Origin of the sequence: Modicisalibacter tunisiensis (assembly GCF_020148005.1) — a bacterium.
In the GTDB taxonomy this organism is placed as follows: Bacteria; Pseudomonadota; Gammaproteobacteria; order Pseudomonadales; family Halomonadaceae; genus Modicisalibacter; species Modicisalibacter tunisiensis.
Map to the genome: position 1 here is coordinate 1,125,996 of NZ_JAGXFD010000001.1, position 24,519 is coordinate 1,150,514.

Below are 24,519 nucleotides of genomic sequence, written 5' to 3' on the forward strand. Positions count from 1 at the left end.
CGGTCCCGCGGCCACGCGTCGTGAATGAACCTCCCTTGATTGCCTTGCTGACGCACCTTTCAACCATAGTGGCTATGACGCGCGAGTGCAGGGAGAGGTTCGCCGGGGCCGGTCATGTTCAGGGGGGCGGGAAAGGAGATACTTGGACGATATCCCGCACCGCTGCGCCGAAACTTGGCGGAAGAGGCGTTTTTGACATCGTTAAGAATCATGAAATTGACGATATGCTTCTTTCTTATTATTGGGGCGAGAGCCCTGGGTTTCGGCACCAATGTCTCGGGAATTCAATAACCCATCGGCTGACTTGGGGGCTCGTCATCGATTTCTGACAGGGGATGTAAGCCCGGGATTACAGGTAGATCATCGAGATCAAGGCAGCCTGAAAAGTTGACTGATTATTTGCCCTACTTCTGGAATGAGAACAGTGGTTCTGCTTTATTGGGTTAATCTTAATTCGGATTAGCCCATATGTATTACTATCTGTACTGGGGCAAGGCCCGGCCTGACGGCGCAGGTGCGCAGTGCCACCTTCTGCCCTATCACAGTCTGGACGTGGCCGCCGTCGGGTGGTACCTGCTCGCCCCCGAGCGTCCCTTGACCCAGCGGCTGGCGGCCCGGCTCGATATGCCGCCCGAGGCGCTGCGGCGTTTCTTCGTCTTCCTGCTGGGCCTTCACGACCTCGGCAAGTTCGCTCGCGCCTTCCAGGGACTGGCCCGGCCCGAAGGTGTCGAGTTGGTACCACCGATCGAGCGACTGGTCTATACCGAACGGCATGACCGGCTGGGTGCCCTGCTGTGGCAGACGTGCTGGATCGAGTGGTGGCAGGACGGCACTCTGGGAGGGGCTGGAGAGTTGCCACCGCGACACGAGCGTCGCCAGTTGGGTGAAACCCTGCGTGCCTTGCTGGCGCCGATGTTCGGCCATCATGGCCTGCCGGTGGAGGCTGGCCGGCTGGATCTTTCCCGGTTCTTTGGCAGCGGTGATATTGCCGATGATGTTCAGGCGGCACGACAGTTTGTTGCCGACTGGGCCGCCCTGATCGGGTTCAATTGGCCGGTCGACAAGCTGGTTGCTCCCCAGTGGCGGGAAGCCTTTCTGTCGGTGAGCTGGACGATTGCCGGCTGGGCCACCTTGAGCGACTGGCTGGGCTCCAACCGAGATCATTTCACCTACTGCCAGAATCCGATGCCGCTGGCCAAATACTGGCCCATGGCACTCGAGCGGGCCGAACGAGCGCTGGCCGAGACGGGATTTGCTCACCCTCCCGAGCCGATACCCTACGCCGGACTGGCCAGCTGGTTCGGCGGCCGGTCGGTCACACCGACTCCCCTGCAGCGGGAGGCCGAGACCCTGGTTCTCGGCGATGGTCCGCAGCTCTTCGTCCTCGAGGACGTGACCGGTGCCGGCAAGACCGAGGCAGCCTGTATCCTCGCCCAGCGTCTGCTGGCAGCGGGCCACGGCGAAGGGCTCTATTTCGCATTGCCGACCATGGCAACCTCCAACGCCATGTACGAGCGTCTCGGCCATCTGCATTGGCATTTCTACGCCGAGGCGTCGCATCCCTCCTGCGTGCTGGCACATGGTGCCCGCGAGCTCAACGATACCTTCATGCAGGCCATCGCCGCCGAGCAGCCGGGAGATCGTGATTACGCCGCCGACGACATGACGGCCACCACGCGCTGCAACCGCTGGCTGGCCGATTCCCGCAAGAAGTCGCTGCTGGCCGATGTGGGCGTCGGCACCATCGATCAGGCACTGATGGGGCTGCTGCCGTTTCGGCACCAGTCGCTGCGCCTCTATGGCCTGGCCCGCAAGGTGCTGATCGTCGACGAGGTGCACGCCTACGACCACTACATGCAGACCCTGCTCAACCAGCTGCTGGCCCATCATGCGCGTCAGGGCGGCAGCGCCATCCTGCTGACGGCCACCATGCCGCGTGCCATGCGCGAGGCGCTGGCCGCGGCATGGCGTGAAGGGTTGGGGCAGGCACCGGCCTCGCTGCAGAACGATGCATTCCCGCTGTTGACCCAGGTTGGCGACGGTCTGGAGCGCGAGACCCCGCTGGCCACGCGCCCGGAAGTATCGCGTGAGGTCGGCATCGACTGGCTGGCATCCGAAGAACAGGCGCTCGATGCCGTGATGGCGGCCGTCGAGGTGGGCGAGTGTGTCGCCTGGGTGCGCAATACCGTAGACGACGCTATTCGTGCCTACGAGCAACTCCGCCAACGCCATCCCGCCCCCGAGCGCTGCCTGCTGTTTCACAGTCGCTTCGCCATGCTCGACCGCCAACGTATCGAGTCGGATGTCATCGAGCGGCTGGGGAAGGCCTCCACCCCCGACCAGCGTCATGGCCAAGTCCTTGTAAGTACTCAGGTCTTCCAGGAATCCCTCGACTGTGACGTGGACTTCATGATCAGCGACCTGGCGCCTATCGACCTGCTGATTCAGCGTGCTGGACGCCTGCAGCGCCATGTGCGCGGCCCGCGTCGCGCACCGCTGCTGTCCGTGCTGGCGCCCGAATGGAGCGATGAACCGGATGGCCAGTGGCTGAAGCGTTCTCTGCCGGGCACTCAGGCGGTCTATCGCGACACCTCCCTGCTCTGGCTGACTCAGCGCGTGCTGCGCGAACTGGGCGCGATCCGCATGCCCGACGAGGCGCGGTCGCTGATCGAGGGCGTTTACGGCCCGGTTACTGACCTGGTGCCGGATGGCCTGCAGGAGGCGCGGTGGGAGCAGCGCGGCATGCAGGGCGTGGCCGTCTCGATGGCCAACTTCAACGCCCTGTCGCTTGAGCAGGGCTATCTTCGCCAGCCGGAAGTCGACCAGTGGCAGGAGGAGCTGGAGATCGGTACCCGGTTGGTCGACGAACCGTCGCTCAACGTCGTGCTGCTCAAGCGTTCGACCGATGGCGAACTGGCGCTGTGGGCCGAGGACGAGCGCCACGCCGCCATGCTCAGTCAGGTCAAGCTACGCCAGAGCCAGGCGGAGAAGCTGGCGGACCTGCCGGCCGGGGACCAACTCCAGTGGGAAGCGCTTCAGGAACGCGACAAGGCGCTGCGTTTCACGCGGCCCTGGCTGGTCGAGGCCGATACCGGCTGCGGCTATGACGCCCGGTGGGGAGTGAGGTTTTCGAGGGACGGTGAAAATCCCCGCTGATGCGGGGAACGAAGTAACGCATGAGTCTGGCGTATGAGCCAATACCGGCTTATCCCCACGTGGGTAGGGAGCGGAACAGATCATCTCATTGCCTTGGGCTGGATGTCTAAATATATGTTTGAGCTAATACCTTATTGATTGATGCTGAGCCTGAAGCTACCCTTTGGCTGCCATTTGCTGATGAGGAGGTGCGTTCGTGCGGGGCTGGCTTGAGGAAGCGTTATGGAAGATTGCCGAATGGGACTGGGTGAGTATCGCCGTGAAGGCTGTCTGTTTCTCTATCCCGCGAGTGATTCTTGGCCTCATCAAAAGAGGGGGAAAGAGGTAATGAACCTGCTCAATGACCCTTGGCTGCCTTTCCGTACCAGGGACGGTGCCATCGACTACCGGCCGCCCAGCGCGGTGGCTGATCCCGAGATCGTCGATCTCGCCCTGCCGCGGGCCGATTTCCAGGGTGCCGCCTACCAGTTCCTGATCGGCCTGCTGCAGACCGCGCTGCCGCCGCAGGATCACGGCGACTGGCTGGACCGCTTTCTCGAGCCTCCCAGCGTCGCCGATCTAGAGGCCGCCTTCGCGCCTTTCAGCGATGCCTTCGAGCTGGACGGTGACGGGCCGCGCTTCATGCAGGATCTCGATCCGCTCGAAGGCACTGACTCAAGCTCCGTGAGTGGGTTGTTGATCGACTCTCCAGCAACCCACTTTGTGAAACCAGGTACGGTAGATGCCCTTTGCGGGAAATGCTCAGCATTGGCTTTATTCAATATCCAGGCCAATGCCCCATCCGGGGGGCGTGGTCATCGGGTGGGGTTGAGGGGTGGTGGGCCTTTAACCACGCTGGTTATGCCTGATCACCCCGAGGAAAAGCTATGGGTTAGGCTGTGGATGAATGTGACAGTCAGCCAAAAAATAATCCGGCCTGGCCAGGCTTGGAAAAAGCCAAGTTCTGACAATGCTGACCTGTTTTTTTGGATGGGACCCACCCGGGTCAGTGAGAATAAGGGCTCGGAAATTTTCCCCGAGAATACGCATCCGTTACATCCCTTCTGGTCCATGCCGAGACGCTTCCGACTGATCTTTGAAGCGGAAGGCCGCTATTGCGACATATGTGGGGAAATGGAAAGCCGCACCGTGCGTCGGATCAAGTCTAAAAACTATGGGGCTAACTATGACGGGCCCTGGCTTCACCCGCTGACGCCCTACCGGCGCGACCCCAAGAAACCCAACGAACCGCCGTTGTCCATCAAGGGGCAGCCCGACGGCCTGGGCTATCAGCACTGGTCGAATCTGGTGCTGCACGATGCCGACGGCAGCGGCGCGCTGCCTGCATTGGTGGTGCAGGACTATGTATCCGAAAAGGTGCGGATTGTTGACGAGGAGCGTCGTTTCGGGGAGGAAATCGCCGCGCTACCCAAGCATGTGCGGCTTTGGGTCTTCGGTTATGACCTGGAGAAAATGAAGCCGCGCGGCTGGTACAACGTCGAGATGCCGCTGGTCGCGGTGCCTCCCGCCCAGCAGGAGCGGCTGCGCGCCTGGGTTCAGCAGCTCACCGACCTGGCTCGGCAGGTCGCCTGGAGGGTACGCACCCAGGTCAAGAATGCCTGGTTCGATCGGCCTTCCGAAGCCAAGGGCGATATGAGCCATATCGATCTCGCGTTCTATGACGCGACTCAAGGTGCCTTCTTTCATGCCCTGCGGAACTTCCAGGAAATCTTGTCAGCCGCTGACGATGCCTCGGACCTGCCTTCCGAGGTGGCCGAGCGATGGTATCTCACGCTCAAGCGCGAGGGCATGGCGCTATTCGAGGAGCAGGCCCTGAGCGGCGCCCTGGAAGCGGCAGACCTGAAGCGCGCAACCGCGGCGCGACGCCAGCTGCAAGGCTTCCTGGCCGGGCGCAGCAAGGACAGCAAGGTCATTCGTCAATTTGCCGAGATAGGTGGATTTTCATTAACCGCCGAGCCGGCAGCTACCGAGGAGACCGTGTCGTGAGTGAAATGCAACTCGCACCCACAGCAGAGGCACCGCCGCGCGTGCCCGAGTGGCTGCATGCCATCGAGCGCAGGGAGGCTGATGTTCTACGGCGTTGGTGGCAGCGGCTGACGCTGCCGGCAGAAACGCTGAAAACCCATACCGATGCGCCGCCCTGGCCCAAGGGCCTACGGGCGACGCTGCGTCGCTGCGACACCATCGAAGCGGCGATGCTGACGGAGGCGTTTCGCCATCTATGGCAGCAGTTGCCGGATGAGGGGGGTGAGCCCGAGTGGCGGCGCAATCAGCGGCTTCAGGCCTGGTCCTGTATCGCCCTGGTGGTGGCAGAACTTCGCGAGGATGCGCCCAGAATGCCCTTGGGAGCCGCTCTCGGCCAACAGAAGCGCGAGACTGGCAAGCCGTTCATGAGCGAACTGCGCTTTCAGCAGCTGATGACCTCGCGCACTCCGGAGGAGCTGGTGCAGCGTCTGCGCCGGGCCTTGGCGCTGATCGACAAGCGTGGCGTCAGCGCCGTCCACCTGGCCGACAACATCGCGCTGTGGTGGCGTGAATATCAGGGCGATGTCGCACCCAAGCCTACCAGGCGTCTGGGCTTTATCTGGGCCAACGACTACTTCGGCGCCACGACCGCCTATCGACAAGACAACCAGTGATTCGTCAACCACGTCAGGGAGCCAACCCCATGAGCCATTTCATCCAACTGCACCTGCTGACTGCCTACCCGCCGGCCAACCTCAATCGCGATGACCTGGGACGACCCAAGACTGCAATCATGGGCGGTGCCAAGCGCCTGCGTGTCTCGTCGCAGAGCTTGAAGCGGACCTGGCGGACATCGGCGCTGTTCGAGGAGGCCGTGGGCCAGCATCGTGGCATGCGCACCAAGCTGGTGGGCGTCCAGGCCGCCAAGCGCCTGCAGGAAAAAGACGTGAAAGAGAAGGATGCCCGCGCCTGGGCCACAGAGATCGCCAAGGTCTTCGGCGATGTGGCCAAGGGCGAGCTGGAAACCAGTCAGCTGGTCCATGTCGGCCCCGAGGAGCAGGCGGCGGTCGACGCCCTGGTCGAGACGCTGGCTGCGGAGAACCGCGCGCCGGAGAAGGAAGACCTGAATCTGCTGCGGCACAAGCCCTCGGCCGTGGATATCGCACTGTTCGGCCGCATGCTGGCGGCGTCGCCGGCCTTCAATGTCGAGGCTGCCTGTCAGGTCGCCCATGCCATTACCGTGCATGCCGCCGAGGTCGAGGACGACTATTTCACGGCGGTGGATGATCTGAACACCGGCGACGAGCATCGCGGGGCGGCGCATGTCGGCGAGGCCGGTTTCGGTGCGGGCCTGTTCTACAGCTACGTGTGCATCGACCGCCGGCAGCTGATCGAAAACCTGGGCGGCGAAGAGGAACTGGCCGACCGGGCCATCGCGGCCCTGGCCGAGGCCGCCGTGAAGACCTCGCCCAAGGGCAAGCAGAACAGCTTCGGTTCCCGGGCCCATGCCAGCTATGTGCTCGCCGAAAAGGGTGATCAGCAGCCGCGCTCGCTGGCGCCGGCTTTCCTGCGCCCCGTGGCCGGTCAGGATCAGGCGCTGGATGCCATCGGCCGGCTGGAGCGCCAGGCTCAGGCCTTCGATGATGCCTATGGGGCCGGCGCCGAGCAGCGTTTCGTCGTGGCGGCCGATCCCGACTATCGGGAACCGCAGCTGTCCGGTGGCGTGCTCAAGGGCAGTCTTGCCGAGCTGATTGACTTTCTCAATCGGGATCACTGAAGGAGTCGTCATGACGGAGTATCTGGTCTTTCGACTCTATGCGCCGCTCGCCAGTTGGGGCGAGGCGGCCGTGGGCGAGTCGCGCCCCACCGCCACCTATCCCGGACGCAGTGCCATTGTCGGATTGCTCGGCGCGGCGCTGGGCGTGCGCCGGGATGATGACGAGGGGCAGCGTCGGCTGCGCGATAGCATCGGCATCGCCATCAAGCAGCGCTCCCCCGGCATCCTGCTGCGCGATTACCACACCGTGCAGGTGCCGGCATCGCAGTCCAGGGTGACCTATCGCACTCGACGGGACGAGTTGAGCGCCCCGAAGAAAGTCATCAATACCATTCTTTCCAGCCGTGACTATCGCTGCGACGGGCTGTGGACCGTCGCCGTCTGGCTGACACCACAGGCCGAGTTGACGCTCGAGGCGTTGGAACAGGCGCTCAAGGCGCCGCACTTCCCGCTCTATCTGGGACGCAAGGCCTGTCCGCCGGGGGCACCGCTCGCACCGCGGCGCGAGGCGTTTTCTCGGCTACGCGATGCCTTGGATGTCGACTTTACGCCGCTGTGCGGGAGAAACGCCGAAGAGGAGCGCCGCGCGTTGCGGCTGCCGGATAACGCGCTCTATGCCTGGGAAGGCGATGCCAGGGACCTGGATGGCAATGGCCAGGGTGTGGAGTCCAGTGAGTCCTGGGATATGCCGCTCAATCGCCGCCGCTGGCAGTTCGGACCGCGTACCGAATATCGCCGCGTGGTCCGGGCACGGGAGGAGCACTGATGTACCTTTCTCGAGTGCGAGTCGACCTCAACGGCCTGTCCCGAGGGGCCTTGTTCGACATCATGGATGGCAGGGCCTATGCCGCCCACCAATTGCTGTGGCGACTGTTCCCTGAATATCAGGGACCTCGGCCATTCCTGTTTCGTCAGGAAATGGAGGAATCCGAAGACGGAGGCGCGCCGCGGGGGTTGCCGCTGTTCTATGTGCTCTCCGAGCGAGAGCCGGTGCCGATTGCCGGGCTGCTGGAGGCACAGTGCAAGCCGTTTTCCCCGGTGCTGGAACCCGGGGAGCGGCTTGCCTTTCGCCTGCGGGCGAATCCTACAGTGGCCAAGTCAGTATCAGGCAAGCGGGGACAGCGTGCCGACGTGCTGATGGCCGCCAAGTATCCCTTCGAGGCCGGCGGCCAGAGGAAAAGCCAGGCCTGTGTCGAGGCGATGGATGCGGCCGCTCGCGAGTGGCTGACAGAGCGTGCCGAGTCCTGGGGATTCCGTTTACCGATGTCGCCTGAAGTGGGGGCCTATCGTCAGCATGCGTTATCGAAGGACAAGGGCCGCCCCATCCGGTTTTCCAGCGTCGACTATGAAGGCCTGCTGGAGGTCACGGATTCCGGCCGGTTGATCGAGACTCTGGCGCAGGGTGTCGGACGAGCCAAGGCCTTTGGCTGTGGCCTGATGCTGTTGCGTCGTCCCTGACCGATAGCGGACAAGGAGTGCAGGATGGGGTTCATTCCGCTCAAGCCGATCCCCGAGAAGGATCGCATGTCGATGATCTTCGTCGGCATGGGGCAGATCGATGTGCGCGATGGCGCTTTCGTCGTCATCGACGAGGTCAACGGCGAGCGCATGCATATTCCCGTCGGTTCGGTTGCCTGCCTGCTTCTCGAGCCCGGTACTCGGGTCTCCCACGCTGCCGTGAAGCTGGCCTCGGTGGTGGGAACATTGCTGATCTGGGTCGGCGATGCCGGCGTGCGGCTCTACAGCGCCGGCCAGCCGGGTGGGGCTCGCTCCGACAAGCTGCTCTATCAGGCGCAGTTGGCACTGGATGACACGCTGCGTCTGAAGGTGGTTCGCAAGATGTTCGAGCTGCGGTTCGGCGAACCACCTCCCTCGAGGCGCAGCGTCGAGCAACTTCGGGGCATGGAAGGCGCCCGGGTTCGCAAGACCTACCAGCTACTCGCCAAGCAATATGGACTCAAGTGGCAGGGGCGGCGCTACGATCCGACGCAATGGGATGCATCGGACGTCGCGAATCAGTGCTTGTCTGCCGCGACGGCCTGTCTCTATGGCATCACCGAAGCGGCGGTTCTGGCGGCGGGCTATGCACCGGCGATCGGTTTCCTGCATACCGGCAAGCCGTTGAGTTTCGTCTACGATATCGCCGATATCGTCAAGTTCGAGACCGTGGTTCCGGCGGCCTTCCGTGTCGCGGCACGCAATCCGCCGATGCCGGAAAGGGAAGTGCGAATCGCCTGTCGAGATGCCTTCAAGCAGACACGGCTGTTACAGCGGCTGATACCGATGATCGAGGAGGTATTGGCAGCCGGCGAGATCGAGCCGCCGCCTCCCGCTCCGGAAGCGGTACCGCCGGCGATCCCCGAGCCGGAATCGATCGGCGATAGCGGGCATCGGAGTAAGTGATATGGCAATGGTTGTCGTCGTGACCGAAGCGGTTCCACCACGCCTGCGCGGGCGCCTGGCCGTCTGGCTGCTAGAGATTCGTGCCGGCGTCTACGTGGGCGATGTCAGCAAGCGGATTCGCGAAATGATCTGGGAGCAGATCGAAGCCCTGGGCGAGGAAGGCAATGTCGCCATGGCCTGGGCGAGCAATCATGAGTCCGGCTTCGAGTTCCAGACTTATGGTACCAACCGTCGTGAACCCGTTGATCATGATGGCCTGCGCTTGGTGCGTTTTTTACCGCCAGAGCCAACTAGCTGATTTTTAAGGCTCTTTAACAATGCAGTCTGGTCAAAAAGTGATCAAAATCGCTGGTGGAAACCCCGCTGGTGATTTTCTTCATTATAAACAAGTGGCTACAATTAGTCCGATCCCCGCAGGCGCGGGGATAACCCGTTCGTGTTCCACGCGTTGCTGCTGCTGTTCTCCCGATCCCCGCAGGCGCGGGGATAACCCGCTGAGCCTGGCGGGGCGGCTTCAGGACGAGTGCCCGATCCCCGCAGGCGCGGGGATAACCCGGTCGCCCCGGTCTCGATGGCCAGCTGACGGCGCCCGATCCCCGCAGGCGCGGGGATAACCCGATCCACCGGCCGTGGGGCATCCAGGGCGGCGACCGATCCCCGCAGGCGCGGGGATAACCCGAACACGGCATGTGTCATGCCGTGGTCCGATGCCCGATCCCCGCAGGCGCGGGGATAACCCGCACTGCCGCTGCTGCCGTGATCGTTACAGGCCCCGATCCCCGCAGGCGCGGGGATAACCCGGAATTGACCGATCAAGCCCACACTGCCGGTGTCCGATCCCCGCAGGCGCGGGGATAACCCGGACATCAGCGAGGCCTATCGTCGCGGCGACATCCGATCCCCGCAGGCGCGGGGATAACCCGTTCCTGTCCTCAATTACGCCTGCTGCACGTATCCGATCCCCGCAGGCGCGGGGATAACCCGCTCATCGCGCTCGGCGCGGGTCGCGTCGCGAACCGATCCCCGCAGGCGCGGGGATAACCCGGATCTGCCGCGGGGCGCCCAGGTCAACGTCATCCGATCCCCGCAGGCGCGGGGATAACCCGGGTGACCCAGGAACGTACCAGGACCCCGGTCACCGATCCCCGCAGGCGCGGGGATAACCCGGCTGGGCAGTTCTTCCAACTCCGTATTGGATCCCGATCCCCGCAGGCGCGGGGATAACCCGCAGGTGCTCGACGACATCGCGCAGCAGCAGCGCCGATCCCCGCAGGCGCGGGGATAACCCGGAGACCGCCACCATGATCAACCACTACCAGGACCCGATCCCCGCAGGCGCGGGGATAACCCGAACTACTGCTGCAGCCTACGAGAAAGATCGGTCCGATCCCCGCAGGCGCGGGGATAACCCGCGCATGAAGACCTCGGCGCCGCGCATGGAGAACCGATCCCCGCAGGCGCGGGGATAACCCGCCCGACGGCACATTCGTGTCGCGTTCCTGCGGCCGATCCCCGCAGGCGCGGGGATAACCCGATCAAGAAGTGCTTGCGGCTGGCGCAGTCGAGCCGATCCCCGCAGGCGCGGGGATAACCCGACCCGGCGCTTTGGCCGGGTCGTGGTGGATGCCCGATCCCCGCAGGCGCGGGGATAACCCGTCCCAGACGATCTGCTCCCAGGTGGTCAGCGGCCGATCCCCGCAGGCGCGGGGATAACCCGATGCTGGCGACGTTGAAGCCGGCGCCGCGCGCCCGATCCCCGCAGGCGCGGGGATAACCCGGCCGTGTCGATGCAATTCCTGGTCTGCCTCGGCCGATCCCCGCAGGCGCGGGGATAACCCGGTCGGCGCCTTCCCCGAGCTGACCACCAGGGCCCGATCCCCGCAGGCGCGGGGATAACCCGGGGCCATCGGCAAACATCCCGCGCGTATGCTCCCGATCCCCGCAGGCGCGGGGATAACCCGCACCGCCGCGGCGTCGAAATAGACCGACCGCCCCGATCCCCGCAGGCGCGGGGATAACCCGCATCCCGGCCGCTGGCTGGGCACCGGCAACCGCCGATCCCCGCAGGCGCGGGGATAACCCGCCCGCAAACCCCCTCGACTTGGCCATCGTGCCCCGATCCCCGCAGGCGCGGGGATAACCCCCGCGCGAGCTGGTGGCGGTGGTGCGCACGGTCCCGATCCCCGCAGGCGCGGGGATAACCCGGACGCCGCCTTGATCGACCTGCGCAACCGCTACCGATCCCCGCAGGCGCGGGGATAACCCGCGACATGCAAGGCGCCCAATGACGTCGCTCAGCCGATCCCCGCAGGCGCGGGGATAACCCGACGAGCGGCATGCACCCCGAGGACCTGATCATCCGATCCCCGCAGGCGCGGGGATAACCCGCCGATCCCTGTCATGAGGGCGGAGACCACGACCCGATCCCCGCAGGCGCGGGGATAACCCGGCGTCGCGTCCCGGTTTCATCACCACCGCCCACCGATCCCCGCAGGCGCGGGGATAACCCGTTTCTTCACGGTGCCGAGGTGCTGGAGATCGACCGATCCCCGCAGGCGCGGGGATAACCCGCCCAGCGCCGAGCCCGCGAGTACGTCGACGAGCCGATCCCCGCAGGCGCGGGGATAACCCGCCCAGGTCCTCCAGGGGCGGCACCGGCGTGTACCGATCCCCGCAGGCGCGGGGATAACCCGGCCGAAAAGGACACGAAAACCGGCTCTCATTACCGATCCCCGCAGGCGCGGGGATAACCCGTTGACCCCGCGGCTGACCGGGGCGATGGTCCACCGATCCCCGCAGGCGCGGGGATAACCCGATCGTCCTCGCCGGCAGCGGCGACAACGCCAACCGATCCCCGCAGGCGCGGGGATAACCCGCGCCGACGTTCCTTGGCCTCCAGCCGGGCGAGCCGATCCCCGCAGGCGCGGGGATAACCCGCGCACCCGCCGGCTGACGCTGATCGCCAACCGCCGATCCCCGCAGGCGCGGGGATAACCCCGCACGGGCAGCCTTGGCAGCATCCTTGATCGCCCGATCCCCGCAGGCGCGGGGATAACCCGTCCACATACCAGCGCGTCGCCAAGCACCGCGCCCGATCCCCGCAGGCGCGGGGATAACCCGCCGAGAGCGCCCGGGCGGCTGAAGCGAATGCCCCGATCCCCGCAGGCGCGGGGATAACCCGTCGTCGCGGATTTCCGGGAGCTTGGCGCCGACCCGATCCCCGCAGGCGCGGGGATAACCCGTCGACCAGGTCGAACCGGTTGGCCAGGTCGTCCCGATCCCCGCAGGCGCGGGGATAACCCGCGGATGATGTCATTGCCGTGTTCTGTCAGGAACCGATCCCCGCAGGCGCGGGGATAACCCGTGCCGGGCCTCGAGGCGACGATCCTGATGGAGCCGATCCCCGCAGGCGCGGGGATAACCCGGGGTTCGCCGCAGCCCGAGAGATGAAGAACGGCCGATCCCCGCAGGCGCGGGGATAACCCGGGCTCAGAATAGGTGGCCAGCTTGTCGTTACTCCGATCCCCGCAGGCGCGGGGATAACCCAGCATCTCATTCGTGCTGACCGAGGCGCTGCGCCCCGATCCCCGCAGGCGCGGGGATAACCCGCAGATCAGCGGCATCGCGGCGCTGTTCCAGGATCCGATCCCCGCAGGCGCGGGGATAACCCGGTATTCGAGGCCCGGTCGGCGTCATCGACGATCCGATCCCCGCAGGCGCGGGGATAACCCGTCGCGGTTACTCGTGACGGGCAGCTGTGGCGCCCGATCCCCGCAGGCGCGGGGATAACCCGCCAGGGTGCCATCGATCGGATCCTCGACAAGTCCGATCCCCGCAGGCGCGGGGATAACCCGACATCGGCCTGCCCCTCCTTGTCGACGTTAAACCGATCCCCGCAGGCGCGGGGATAACCCGCCGGTGACGACCCCGGCGGATTGACGGTCGATCCGATCCCCGCAGGCGCGGGGATAACCCGGCCGTGCGCGCCGGGCTGGTCAGGGCAGTGTCCCGATCCCCGCAGGCGCGGGGATAACCCGGTCTGGCCTCCATGTTCATGGCGTCGCGGCCGCCGATCCCCGCAGGCGCGGGGATAACCCGTACCTCGCCCGTCACCCACTTCCGAAAAGGTTTCCGATCCCCGCAGGCGCGGGGATAACCCGCGCGAGTGTTGCCGCACATAGACCGCTTGGCTCCGATCCCCGCAGGCGCGGGGATAACCCGTGGCAGAAGCCGGGGCCGGGCTGCTCGACAGCCCGATCCCCGCAGGCGCGGGGATAACCCGACCGGCCACGCAGATCTCGCGTGGGCGACGATCCGATCCCCGCAGGCGCGGGGATAACCCGCGCACGCGGACGTTGTCGGCGGTGCCCATCAGCCGATCCCCGCAGGCGCGGGGATAACCCGACGATGGCCAAGTCGGCCATCGCCTCTTCCACCCGATCCCCGCAGGCGCGGGGATAACCCGGAATAACACGCCCAGTCGTCCTAGCAACTGCCCCGATCCCCGCAGGCGCGGGGATAACCCGAACACGCCAGATGGTGCGCAAAGTCTTGCCAGCCGATCCCCGCAGGCGCGGGGATAACCCGGACGGCCTTGACCTGCTTCGCGTAGCGATACCCCGATCCCCGCAGGCGCGGGGATAACCCGACCCCCAGGCAGTCATCCATGGTCGAGTAACCCCGATCCCCGCAGGCGCGGGGATAACCCGCTGCTGCGCGGTCGCTCCCTGGTCTACCTCGACCGATCCCCGCAGGCGCGGGGATAACCCGGCGCGCAGCTGCTGGAGGATCGGCACCATGGCCCGATCCCCGCAGGCGCGGGGATAACCCGGTCGGTCGTTCTATGTCGGCAAGCAGGCGGGTCCGATCCCCGCAGGCGCGGGGATAACCCGGGGGCCGCTCGCGGTCTGGATCTCGCGTTGAACCGATCCCCGCAGGCGCGGGGATAACCCGGTCGCCGTAATCCCCTGCACCGCCAACGCCAGCCGATCCCCGCAGGCGCGGGGATAACCCGTATCAATATCACCTACAACTATGCGCCGCACTCCGATCCCCGCAGGCGCGGGGATAACCCAGGCGAATCGCGAGGTCCACCTATTCAGCGGCCCCGATCCCCGCAGGCGCGGGGATAACCCGAGCTGGTTGGAGTTGGTCAGGGCGTTGTCGAACCGATCCCCGCAGGCGCGGGGATAACCCGCCCGGCAGTTCGCCGTAGGTGGCGATGTACAGCCGATCCCCGCAGGCGCGGGGATAACCCGCCGGAGATCAGCACCGGCCCCCGCATCATCCCCCGATCCCCGCAGGCGCGGGGATAACCCGGAATTGTCAGGAAACACCAATAATGCAGGAATCCGATCCCCGCAGGCGCGGGGATAACCCGGACGCCGCCGAGGTCTACGGCTTCACCGGGCACCGATCCCCGCAGGCGCGGGGATAACCCGTCGGGGTGGTGGTCGCTCCACTGAATGGTCGGCCGATCCCCGCAGGCGCGGGGATAACCCGGTCCAGGCCAACGCCTACAACCCCAACGCTGTCCGATCCCCGCAGGCGCGGGGATAACCCGGGGGCACGACAGAACGAGATGGTGTTGAACAACCGATCCCCGCAGGCGCGGGGATAACCCGGCTTCCTGGCTCTGTCGCGCCTCAGCGATCGACCGATCCCCGCAGGCGCGGGGATAACCCGCTGTGACCCGAATCCGCGAGCAGTACCAAGGACCGATCCCCGCAGGCGCGGGGATAACCCGAAATCCTCGAACGTTTGGCTGAGCGGCACCTGCCCGATCCCCGCAGGCGCGGGGATAACCCGCACTGGGTGACGCCGGATTCTCTGGCGCTGCCCCGATCCCCGCAGGCGCGGGGATAACCCGCACTGGTTCACCACCAACGACGGCGGCGGCAACCGATCCCCGCAGGCGCGGGGATAACCCGATCAGTCGGGTGGTGTGGTGCTGCCCGGTCTCCCGATCCCCGCAGGCGCGGGGATAACCCGCCAGGGCGTGGTACAGCTCGCTCACCTCGGGCCCGATCCCCGCAGGCGCGGGGATAACCCGATCATCGTGCCGCGTACCGGCGGTGTCGGCTCCCGATCCCCGCAGGCGCGGGGATAACCCGTGCTTGCTGTAGTGGGCCGCCTTTTCGAGTAACCGATCCCCGCAGGCGCGGGGATAACCCGCAGGTCATGCATTTTGTTGAGACGTTCGATATCCGATCCCCGCAGGCGCGGGGATATCCCGGTTCTCCATGAGCGCGACGAGGCGAAGGGTGTCCGATCCCCGCAGGCGCGGGGATAACCCGCCCAGCCGATCCGCTTGATCGGCGACCCAGCGCCGATCCCCGCAGGCGCGGGGATAACCCGTACCCTCGCTGGGTCTCGGATGCCTTGCGCTCCCGATCCCCGCAGGCGCGGGGATAACCCGGCCGGCAAGTAATGCTCGGCGACGACGACTGGCCGATCCCCGCAGGCGCGGGGATAACCCGGACGCCCGCTGCCTGAACGACATCCTGGCGGACCGATCCCCGCAGGCGCGGGGATAACCCGCTCACCGGCGATAACCCGGTTATCGTCCTCATCCGATCCCCGCAGGCGCGGGGATAACCCATTCCCGCTCCTCCTCACATCGACCCGTCATGCCCGATCCCCGCAGGCGCGGGGATAACCCGTTCATCCGCACCAAGAATCGGCTGGTCTGGTACCGATCCCCGCAGGCGCGGGGATAACCCGGCTTTTGTGCCTGTACTTCGACGACATCGAAACCGATCCCCGCAGGCGCGGGGATAACCCGCCACCGCTCGTTGTTCAGGTACGTGGTCGGGTCCGATCCCCGCAGGCGCGGGGATAACCCAGAGATTCACGACATGCTGCTGGACATCATGGAGCCGATCCCCGCAGGCGCGGGGATAACCCGGTCGTGGACATCCCGCGACAGCTTCAGATCGACCGATCCCCGCAGGCGCGGGGATAACCCGCAGGCGCTGATGACGATCGTGGACGATGCCCACCGATCCCCGCAGGCGCGGGGATAACCCGGTTGCCTGCTGTTGCCGTTTGTTGCCTGAGCGCCGATCCCCGCAGGCGCGGGGATAACCCGGCCGGCATTGATCGTCTCGATCAGGAAGATCGCCGATCCCCGCAGGCGCGGGGATAACCCGCCCGGTCATCTTGTGGACGGCTTGCTGTTTGCCCGATCCCCGCAGGCGCGGGGATAACCCGGCGCGCGCTCAGGCATGGGCGAAGCAGGTCGACCGATCCCCGCAGGCGCGGGGATAACCCGCCAACGTCTGGCCACCATTGCCGAGCGCTATGCCGATCCCCGCAGGCGCGGGGATAACCCGCCCTTCCCTTGGCTTCATAGTCGCTGGTTTCACCGATCCCCGCAGGCGCGGGGATAACCCGTCAGGGAAAAGCGAGGTCCGCAGGTGGAGGATCCGATCCCCGCAGGCGCGGGGATAACCCGGAGCACCCAATTGGAGGGAGGGCCGCATGCCTGCCGATCCCCGCAGGCGCGGGGATAACCCGGCCGTGTAGACGCTCAGGAGCGCTCCGAGATCCCGATCCCCGCAGGCGCGGGGATAACCCCGCCGTCTTCCGACTGGAACTTCCCCGCCAACGCCGATCCCCGCAGGCGCGGGGATAACCCGCCGGGGTGCTTGTAAGCCGACCGACCCCAACGCCGATCCCCGCAGGCGCGGGGATAACCCGCGGATGATGTCATTGCCGTGTTCTGTCAGGAACCGATCCCCGCAGGCGCGGGGATAACCCGTGCCGGGCCTCGAGGCGACGATCCTGATGGAGCCGATCCCCGCAGGCGCGGGGATAACCCGGGGTTCGCCGCAGCCCGAGAGATGAAGAACGGCCGATCCCCGCAGGCGCGGGGATAACCCGCATTACCCGCCTGACCCACTCTAGGAGGATTGCCGATCCCCGCAGGCGCGGGGATAACCCGTAAAGCTCGACGCTCATGTCACTGGTCCGGACCCGATCCCCGCAGGCGCGGGGATAACCCGACGCGCACGCCCTGGTCTCGCAGGCAGCGCGCCCGATCCCCGCAGGCGCGGGGATAACCCGGCATCGGGACGCTGGCCGAGTGCCCGGTTGATCCGATCCCCGCAGGCGCGGGGATAACCCGCCAGGGATGCTCTACAACTTCAGCCCGGACCACCGATCCCCGCAGGCGCGGGGATAACCCGCCACCAGCGTGTAGTCGGCGGTACCGCTGTCCCCGATCCCCGCAGGCGCGGGGATAACCCGTCCTATGAGCAGGACGGCAAGGGGATGGAGGACCGATCCCCGCAGGCGCGGGGATAACCCGATTCTCAGCCGCGCTGACCAGCGTGAAAGCCCCCGATCCCCGCAGGCGCGGGGATAACCCGCTGGTCGACTGGATCCGCAACGACCAGCGCCACCGATCCCCGCAGGCGCGGGGATAACCCGGCCGCAAGTTCGCCCAGGGCGGGCTGTTCACCCCGATCCCCGCAGGCGCGGGGATAACCCGATTTCCGCCCATACGTAGTCGCCGCTCTGGGACCGATCCCCGCAGGCGCGGGGATAACCCTCAGGTAGTCCTGGCCGTGGCGCTTATCGATCTCCGATCCCCGCAGGCGCGGGGATAACCCGAAGGGGCGTTCGGTGGCCGAGTTCGAGCAGCTTACCGATCCCCGCAGGCGCGGGGATAACCCGGTGAAGCCCGGCACGCTTGTCGGGGCTAGGCGCCGATCCCCGCAGGCGCGGGGATAACCCGGACTGGACGGCCTTCGCCGACGCCGCCGACGCCCGATCCCCGCAGGCGCGGGGATAACCCGGGCTTGCCGTTGACGTTGACGGTGTCGGACCCCCGATCCCCGCAGGCGCGGGGATAACCCGGCGTCCAGCTTGGTCTCCATGCGAGCCAGGGTCCGATCCCCGCAGGCGCGGGGATAACCCGCGCACTGGCGTCAGCTTCCAGACTGCGCACCTCCGATCCCCGCAGGCGCGGGGATAACCCGCACTTTTGGCGTATTGGCCCAGTAGGCTGGATCCGATCCCCGCAGGCGCGGGGATAACCCGCTGGTTGGCGAGAGACAACTCATCATGACCACCCGATCCCCGCAGGCGCGGGGATAACCCGCGATAGCCGGTCACGCGCAGCGTCCGGCCGGCCCGATCCCCGCAGGCGCGGGGATAACCCGCCGCCCGCGACGGTCAGCGACAGGTCGGTGAACCGATCCCCGCAGGCGCGGGGATAACCCGGATCAGGCCAAACGCCTGGAGCAGCTGGTCAGCCGATCCCCGCAGGCGCGGGGATAACCCGAACACGGTGAACCTATTCCATTTGGCGTTGGACCGATCCCCGCAGGCGCGGGGATAACCCGCAGCGACGCACATCTCGAAGGACGTCCGCCAGCCGATCCCCGCAGGCGCGGGGATAACCCGCTGTGGGATGGCATCAAGGGCGCTGCCGAGTGCCGATCCCCGCAGGCGCGGGGATAACCCGGCCGACGCTCAGGTGGGCTGGTCTGCTCTCGGCCGATCCCCGCAGGCGCGGGGATAACCCGGCTGTCGTGGTCGCCGCGGGGTGATTGCGGCTCCGATCCCCGCAGGCGCGGGGATAACCCGGACAGCGACGCCGCCAAGACTGGGCTCGAGACCCGATCCCCGCAGGCGCGGGGATAACCCGAAAGGAGAGCGACACGAGGCCCCCCGCGAAGCCCGATCCCCGCAGGCGCGGGGATAACCCGGCACTCCGCTGGCCGCGCCGTCGCCGGGTTCGCCGATCCCCGCAGGCGCGGGGATAACCCGGTGCGGGGTAGGCTTCCCCCGGTGCGGCGTCGCCGATCCCCGCAGGCGCGGGGATAACCCGGCGTCGACGATCGCCTCGCGGGCGAAGTAGAACCGATCCCCGCAGGCGCGGGGATAACCCGGGTTCTGGCGCGAACTGGAGTTCAATGAGTGGCCGATCCCCGCAGGCGCGGGGATAACCCGCGCCTCGGCCTGGCCTTCAAGGCCATGGTGGACCGATCCCCGCAGGTGCGGGGATAAGCCGTACGGGTCGATGAAGGCGCTGCCGCACGAGATCCGGTCCCCGCAGGCGCGGGGATAACCCGTGCATGGCGAAGCCCTGACCTGGTCGACCGGCCCGATCCCCGCAGGCGCGGGAATAACCCGAACACCCACCTGAGCCGCGAGGTTCGCGAGGTCCGATCCCCGCAGGCGCGGGGATAACCCGAACACCCATCTGAGCCGCGAGGTTCGCGAGGCCTGATCCCCGCAGATGCGGGGATAACCCGCTGCTGCGCAGCAAGGCGCGCAAGAACACCGCCCGGTCCCCGCAGGCGCGGGGATAATCGTTTGCGTTCGCTGCCGCCCAGACAGTCCAGAAAGCAGTTCCTGCTGTAGGAAAATACGTCTCGAGAATACGAGCGTCTTTCCACACAGGGAAAAGACGCTCATTTTTCTATCCACGCCTGATCGGGGCGGGCGGTGTAGATGGTTGAGGGGCCGATCCTTTCGCAGACGTTTCGGTGGAATCGTCAGTGGCTTGCGTTCTGGTATTCAACCGTCGATCGATATGAGCGAGAAGCAGCAGTTGCAGGGCGAGGAAGCCGAAGCAGGTGGTGACACTGAGTGCCATGGGGGCGTACTCGAAAACGGCGGATGCCGCTCGTGGAGTATAGCCGGTGCAGGGCGTTCGGCGAGGGCGGTCAGCCCGCCGGAGCGGGCTGCGGGGCTCAGTGTTCGTCGTTCTCGAAGCGCTCGGCGGCGCGCAGCGCTTCGTCCTGGGTGTCGTGCTCGGAGACGACATTCTCGTTGTCGGGCTGGCTCTCGTCGATCACGACCCAGCCGGTGATCTTCTCGTTCATGTCGCGGGCGGCGAATACCGGTTCCACACGGGCTTGTTTCTGCATGGTCGCTCCTTGGCCGGAAATGATGGGGGCGGTTTTCCTCTTTCGGTACGTTTCGGCTCAGACGCCGTCGCGGGGTAGATCGCCGGCAGCCGGACGGTTGAGTTCGGTGCAGGGGCAGCCTTCGTGGACGCAGGACATGCCGTCGGGGTGACCGGCTGCGCAGGCCGAGCAGCAGAAGGCCTGGCCTTCGCTCATCGCGCTCTGCTCGCTGGTGACCTGGTGTTCGCAGCCCACGCAGGCGCAGGTTCCCAGATCGGCCATCGTTGTCTCCTGTTTGGCGGATTCACCAATCAAGGTAGTCAAGCCGCGGGGCGCTTTGCCAATCGATCGGGCAGCGTGTGGTAGGCGGCGAGCACCTCGCGAAAGGTGGCGCGACGAGGCTCTGAAATCGGGCGGCGTCGCGTCGCTGGCTCGAGTAACCAGCGACGCGCGACACAACAGACCGATGAAGCGCGGTGCGTCCGGCACCGCGTTTCAGCATGCGTCCTGACGGGGGCGGGTATCGAGTCTCAGTTGTCGGCGTCGGGGGCGGCCGGCTGAAAGGCCCGCTTGTCGTCGGGCAGGCGCACCATGTCGCCAAGATTCAGCTCGCCGAGCGACTTCATGCGTTCGCCGCTGTCGGGGTCGATCAGCGCGACAACCTCGCCGATGCTGGTGGCGTCGCGGTAGGCCTCGACGCGCACGCGCACGCTGACGCCGCGGTAGCGGCCGGTGAGGATGCTGCCGGGGTGGGGCTCGCCGTAGTCGTTGGGGTCCTTGGCGTAATGCGCGCTGACGCTGCCGGCGCCGGGGGAATCCCATTCGATGTGCTTGTGCATGAAAATCTCCTGTTGCGGGATGAAGTTACCGTCAGGGTAGCGCGCCAGGCGTGGCTCGCCCATGGGGTGGCGGACATTCGGTCATTAAGCCAGTGTTAAGACGAATGCGCTGTGCTGGGGTAGCGAATTGACGCTAACGGCGTGGCCGTCCGGCGGCCATGCCTCGGTAACGGGAGGTACCCGATGTCGATGGCCCATATTCATCCCATGCTGGTTCACTTTCCCATCGTGCTCTGGCTGCTGGCCGTGGCCTGCCAGTGTCTGGTGGTGTTGCGCGGGGAGACGTTCGAGCGACGGCGAAGCTGGCAGAAGGCGTCGCTGTGGCTGCTGGTGCTGGGCACGCTCGGGGGCCTTGTTGCGGCCGGCTTCGGCGATGCGGCCTTCGATATCGCCCGAGAGAAGGGTTTCCCCGCGGCGCCCATCGAGTCCCACGAGGAGCTGGCGATGACCACGCTGACCGTGTTCGGGCTGCTCACCCTGGTTCAGGCGGTGGTCTACTGGCGGCGCATTGCGCTCAACCGGGCGCTTTCGTGGGTCATGCCGGTGGCGGGCCTGGCAGGGGTCGTGCTGATGCTGATGACCGCGGATCACGGTGGCGACCTGGTCTACGAGATCGGCGTCAACGTGGCGGCGGCACATCCCTGACGGCGTCTGCGCGCCGCCCCGGCACGCTGGCCGGGGCGGCCTGAAGCCGACTCAGAAGCGGAAGCTGAGCCCGCCCATCACCACGACCGGGTCGATCTCGACGTTGGCGTCGTAGTTCACGCCGCCCACGGTAGCGGTGGCATCGCTGTCGATATCGAGGTACCAGGCGGCGGCGTTGAGCGCCCAGTGCTCGTCGATCAGCAGGTCGACGCCGACCTGGGCGGCGGCGCCCCAGGAGTCGTCGAGGTTGAGCGTGCCGACATCGAGCGTCTCGTCGGAGAAGTGGGTGTAGTTGATGCCGGCGCCGAGATAGGGCTGCACGCGCGAGGCGGTGCCGCCCAGCGGGTAGTACTGCAGGGTCAGGGTCGGCGGCAGGTGCTTGGTGGAGGCGAGGTTGTCGCCGTTGAGCGCGATATCGTGCTCGAAGGGCTGGGCGGCGAGCAGCTCGACACCCAGCGTGTCGGTGAAGCGGTAGCCGAGGGTGAAGGCGAAGGCGCTGTCATCGCCGACGTCGACGTCGAGCCCCAGGTCGCTGAAGCGGCCGTTGTCGCCGGTGGGATCGACCTTGGCGACCCCGAAGCGGGTGAACAGGTCGCCCTGGCCGTAGGCGAGGGCGGAGGCACTGGTCATCAGGCCGCCGGCGAGCAGGGCGGCGGAAAGCAGGGCGGGGGTGCGCATCTCGAAGTCTCCTGAGCAGGGGTGGATCATGGCCGCGCGACATGACGCGCCGCCGGGATGAACCCCGCCACAATAACCCTTCAGTTTGTGTGGATATTTGCGCTGGGACAAGTTTGGGGCCCGGTCGTGGGCCCGGCGATTTCGAAACCTGTTGCAGGTCAAGAAACGACGACCCCGCCGGGGCGAGGCGCCGGCGGGGTCGTCGTGAGGCGGGGCGTGCTTACTTCTTGCGGGCGCGCTTGCGCTCGTTCTCGGTCAGCAGCTTCTTGCGCAGACGGATGTGGTTGGGCGTGATCTCGACGAGCTCGTCGTCGTCGATGAACTCGATCGCCTGCTCGAGGGTGAAGCGCACCGGCGGGGTCAGGACGATGTTCTCGTCGTTGCCCGAGGCGCGCATGTTGTCGAGCTTCTTGGCCTTGGTGGGGTTGACCACCATGTCGTCGGCGCGGTTGTTGATGCCCACCAGCATGCCTTCGTAGACCTCGGTGCCGTGCTCGATGATCAGCTTGCCGCGATCCTGCAGGGCGTAGAGGGCGTAGGCCAGCGCCTTGCCGGGGACCATCGAGACCAGCACGCCGTTGCGCCGTTCGATGGCGGCGTCGGGCTTGAGCGGGCCATAGTGGTCGAAGCGGCTGGTGAGGATGCCGGTGCCCGAGGTCAGGGTCAGGAACTGGCCGCGGAAGCCGATCAGTCCGCGCGCGGGGATGATGAAGTCGAGCCGCACGCGCCCCTTGCCGTCGGGGTTCATGTTGGTCATCTCGCCCTTGCGGTAGCCGAGCTCTTCCATCACCGCGCCCTGGTGCTGCTCCTCGCAGTCGATGATGACCTCTTCGTAGGGCTCCTGCCGGACGCCGTCGATCTCCTTGATGATGACTTCCGGACGGCCCACGGCCAGCTCGTAGCCCTCGCGACGCATGGTCTCGATCAGCACCGACAGGTGCAGCTCGCCGCGCCCGGAGACGGTGAACTTCTCGGGCGACTCGCCCTGCTCGACGCGCAGCGCGACGTTGTGGATCAGCTCCTGCTCGAGGCGGTCGCGGATGTTGCGGCTGGTGACGAACTTGCCGTCCTTGCCGGCGAACGGCGAGTCGTTGACCTGGAAGGTCATCGACACGGTGGGTTCGTCGACGGTCAGTGCCGGCAGCGCCTCGACGGCGTTCGGGTCGCACAGGGTGTCGGAGATCGCCAGATCCTCGATACCGGTGATGCAGATGATGTCGCCGGCTTCCGCCTGCTCGGTCTGCACCCGCTCGAGGCCCATGTGAGTCATCACCTGGCCGATCTTGCCGCGGCGGCTCTTGCCCTCCTTGGTGAGTACCGTGACCTGCTGGTTGGGGCTGACGCTGCCGCGCTTGATGCGGCCCAGGCCGATGACGCCGACGTAGCTGGAGTAGTCGAGCGCCGAGATCTGCATCTGGAAGGGGCCGTCGAGCTCGACCTTGGGCGGCTCGACGATGTCGATGATCGACTGGAACATCGGCGTCATGTCGTCGGCGAGGGCGTCCGGCTCATGGCCGGCGATGCCGTTGAGCGCCGAGCAGTAGATGATCGGGAAGTCGAGCTGCTCGTCGGAGGCGCCGAGGTTGTCGAACAGGTCGAAGATCTGGTCGATCACCCAGTCGGGGCGGGCGCCGGGGCGGTCGATCTTGTTGACCACGACGATCGGTTTCAGGCCCTGATCGAAGGCCTTCTGGGTGACGAAGCGAGTCTGCGGCATGGGGCCATCGACGGCATCGACCAGCAGCAGGACCGAGTCGACCATCGACATCACGCGCTCCACCTCGCCGCCGAAGTCGGCGTGTCCCGGGGTGTCGACGATGTTGATGTGATAGACCTCGTCGTCGGGTGCCTGCCAGCGGATCGCCGTGTTCTTGGCCAGGATAGTGATACCGCGTTCCTTTTCCTGGTCGTTGGAGTCCATGATGCGCTCCTGCCCCTCGGCCTTGCGGTCCAGGGTGCCGGACTGCTGGAGGAGCTTGTCGACCAGGGTGGTTTTGCCGTGGTCGACGTGAGCGATGATGGCTATGTTGCGAAGTTTCTCGATCACGACGGGATCCTGCAGGGAAATAAGGGGCGCATTATAGTGGCTAGCCCCCGGCCCCTGCCACCATTGGGCGCGGCTTTCGGCCACTTTGTCGATGTCGTGATCCACGTCAAGCCGTCCTGCCGGTCTTCTTCCTAGTCTGGAGGAGCA

General features: G+C 66.2%; 14 protein-coding genes and 1 CRISPR repeat array. Of the genes, 9 read left to right on the top strand and 5 right to left on the bottom strand.

Translation table 11 applies throughout. The features are described 5' to 3' along the window. Window positions 1-468: 468 nt before the first annotated feature. From cas3 to cas2e, 8 genes are all read left to right on the top strand, one after another. Window positions 469-3,156 (top strand): CRISPR-associated helicase Cas3', encoded by a 2,688-nt coding sequence (cas3, locus tag KGQ91_RS05200; protein ID WP_224420447.1) that lies wholly within the window; start codon window positions 469-471, stop codon window positions 3,154-3,156. Between the two features lie 327 nt (window positions 3,157-3,483). After that, the gene (casA, locus tag KGQ91_RS05205) at window positions 3,484-5,142 is read left to right on the top strand and encodes a type I-E CRISPR-associated protein Cse1/CasA (protein ID WP_224420448.1); all 1,659 of its coding nucleotides are present in this window, start codon (window positions 3,484-3,486) and stop codon (window positions 5,140-5,142) included. 5 nt (window positions 5,143-5,147) lie between these two features. Further along, complete coding sequence (gene casB, locus KGQ91_RS05210; RefSeq protein ID WP_224421380.1) at window positions 5,148-5,795, top strand: type I-E CRISPR-associated protein Cse2/CasB; 648 nt, start codon at window positions 5,148-5,150, stop codon at window positions 5,793-5,795. Between the two features lie 29 nt (window positions 5,796-5,824). Next, window positions 5,825-6,898, top strand: a complete 1,074-nt coding sequence (gene cas7e / locus KGQ91_RS05215) for a type I-E CRISPR-associated protein Cas7/Cse4/CasC (protein WP_224420449.1) — start codon at window positions 5,825-5,827, stop codon at window positions 6,896-6,898. A gap of 10 nt (window positions 6,899-6,908) precedes the next feature. Continuing rightward, on the top strand, window positions 6,909-7,664 hold the full coding sequence (gene cas5e / locus KGQ91_RS05220) for a type I-E CRISPR-associated protein Cas5/CasD (RefSeq protein ID WP_224420450.1): 756 nt from the start codon (window positions 6,909-6,911) through the stop codon (window positions 7,662-7,664). After that, the gene (gene cas6e / locus KGQ91_RS05225; RefSeq protein ID WP_224420451.1) at window positions 7,664-8,356 is read left to right on the top strand and encodes a type I-E CRISPR-associated protein Cas6/Cse3/CasE; all 693 of its coding nucleotides are present in this window, start codon (window positions 7,664-7,666) and stop codon (window positions 8,354-8,356) included. Before cas5e ends, cas6e begins: the two co-directional genes overlap by 1 nt. Window positions 8,357-8,380: 24 nt before the next feature. Continuing rightward, a complete protein-coding gene (gene cas1e, locus KGQ91_RS05230; RefSeq protein WP_224420452.1) occupies window positions 8,381-9,301 on the top strand; it encodes a type I-E CRISPR-associated endonuclease Cas1e in 921 nt (306 codons plus the stop codon). A 1-nt stretch (window position 9,302) separates the two neighbouring features. Beyond that, complete coding sequence (gene cas2e / locus KGQ91_RS05235; RefSeq protein WP_224420453.1) at window positions 9,303-9,599, top strand: type I-E CRISPR-associated endoribonuclease Cas2e; 297 nt, start codon at window positions 9,303-9,305, stop codon at window positions 9,597-9,599. Window positions 9,600-9,705: 106 nt separating this feature from the next. Then, a CRISPR array of direct repeats spans window positions 9,706-19,627; the repeat unit is 29 nt; unit sequence CCGATCCCCGCAGGCGCGGGGATAACCCG. A 380-nt stretch (window positions 19,628-20,007) separates the two neighbouring features. On the opposite strand, the gene KGQ91_RS05240 is transcribed toward cas2e, so the two are convergent. From KGQ91_RS05240 to KGQ91_RS05250, 3 genes are all read right to left on the bottom strand, one after another. Next, complete coding sequence (locus KGQ91_RS05240; protein WP_224420454.1) at window positions 20,008-20,184, bottom strand: hypothetical protein; 177 nt, start codon at window positions 20,182-20,184, stop codon at window positions 20,008-20,010. 57 nt (window positions 20,185-20,241) lie between these two features. Then, window positions 20,242-20,445, bottom strand: coding sequence for a metallothionein (locus tag KGQ91_RS05245; protein WP_224420455.1), 204 nt, complete (start codon window positions 20,443-20,445; stop codon window positions 20,242-20,244). 248 nt (window positions 20,446-20,693) lie between these two features. After that, the gene (locus tag KGQ91_RS05250) at window positions 20,694-21,002 is read right to left on the bottom strand and encodes a hypothetical protein (RefSeq protein ID WP_224420456.1); all 309 of its coding nucleotides are present in this window, start codon (window positions 21,000-21,002) and stop codon (window positions 20,694-20,696) included. Window positions 21,003-21,185: 183 nt separating this feature from the next. Here KGQ91_RS05250 and KGQ91_RS05255 point away from each other — a divergent pair, with 183 nt between their 5' ends. Beyond that, window positions 21,186-21,647, top strand: coding sequence for a DUF2231 domain-containing protein (locus KGQ91_RS05255; RefSeq protein WP_224415981.1), 462 nt, complete (start codon window positions 21,186-21,188; stop codon window positions 21,645-21,647). A gap of 51 nt (window positions 21,648-21,698) precedes the next feature. On the opposite strand, the gene KGQ91_RS05260 is transcribed toward KGQ91_RS05255, so the two are convergent. Beyond that, entirely contained in the window at window positions 21,699-22,325 is a 627-nt protein-coding gene (locus tag KGQ91_RS05260; RefSeq protein WP_224415980.1) for an OmpW/AlkL family protein, read from the bottom strand. 220 nt (window positions 22,326-22,545) lie between these two features. Further along, entirely contained in the window at window positions 22,546-24,372 is a 1,827-nt protein-coding gene (gene typA, locus KGQ91_RS05265; protein ID WP_224415979.1) for a translational GTPase TypA, read from the bottom strand. Between the last annotated feature and the right edge of the window lie 147 nt (window positions 24,373-24,519).

Bases quoted from the DNA above. Each gene is read 5' to 3' on its own strand.
- cas1e (WP_224420452.1), top strand. From the start codon at position 8,381: ATGGGGTTCATTCCGCTCAAGCCGATCCCCGAGAAGGATCGCATGTCG.
- cas2e (WP_224420453.1), top strand. From the start codon at position 9,303: ATGGCAATGGTTGTCGTCGTGACCGAAGCGGTTCCACCACGCCTGCGC.
- KGQ91_RS05245 (WP_224420455.1), bottom strand. From the start codon at position 20,445: ATGGCCGATCTGGGAACCTGCGCCTGCGTGGGCTGCGAACACCAGGTC.
- cas5e (WP_224420450.1), top strand. From the start codon at position 6,909: ATGACGGAGTATCTGGTCTTTCGACTCTATGCGCCGCTCGCCAGTTGG.
- casB (WP_224421380.1), top strand. From the start codon at position 5,148: ATGCAACTCGCACCCACAGCAGAGGCACCGCCGCGCGTGCCCGAGTGG.
- KGQ91_RS05240 (WP_224420454.1), bottom strand. From the start codon at position 20,184: ATGCAGAAACAAGCCCGTGTGGAACCGGTATTCGCCGCCCGCGACATG.
- casA (WP_224420448.1), top strand. From the start codon at position 3,484: ATGAACCTGCTCAATGACCCTTGGCTGCCTTTCCGTACCAGGGACGGT.
- KGQ91_RS05255 (WP_224415981.1), top strand. From the start codon at position 21,186: ATGTCGATGGCCCATATTCATCCCATGCTGGTTCACTTTCCCATCGTG.
- cas7e (WP_224420449.1), top strand. From the start codon at position 5,825: ATGAGCCATTTCATCCAACTGCACCTGCTGACTGCCTACCCGCCGGCC.
- KGQ91_RS05260 (WP_224415980.1), bottom strand. From the start codon at position 22,325: ATGCGCACCCCCGCCCTGCTTTCCGCCGCCCTGCTCGCCGGCGGCCTG.
- cas3 (WP_224420447.1), top strand. From the start codon at position 469: ATGTATTACTATCTGTACTGGGGCAAGGCCCGGCCTGACGGCGCAGGT.
- KGQ91_RS05250 (WP_224420456.1), bottom strand. From the start codon at position 21,002: ATGCACAAGCACATCGAATGGGATTCCCCCGGCGCCGGCAGCGTCAGC.
- cas6e (WP_224420451.1), top strand. From the start codon at position 7,664: ATGTACCTTTCTCGAGTGCGAGTCGACCTCAACGGCCTGTCCCGAGGG.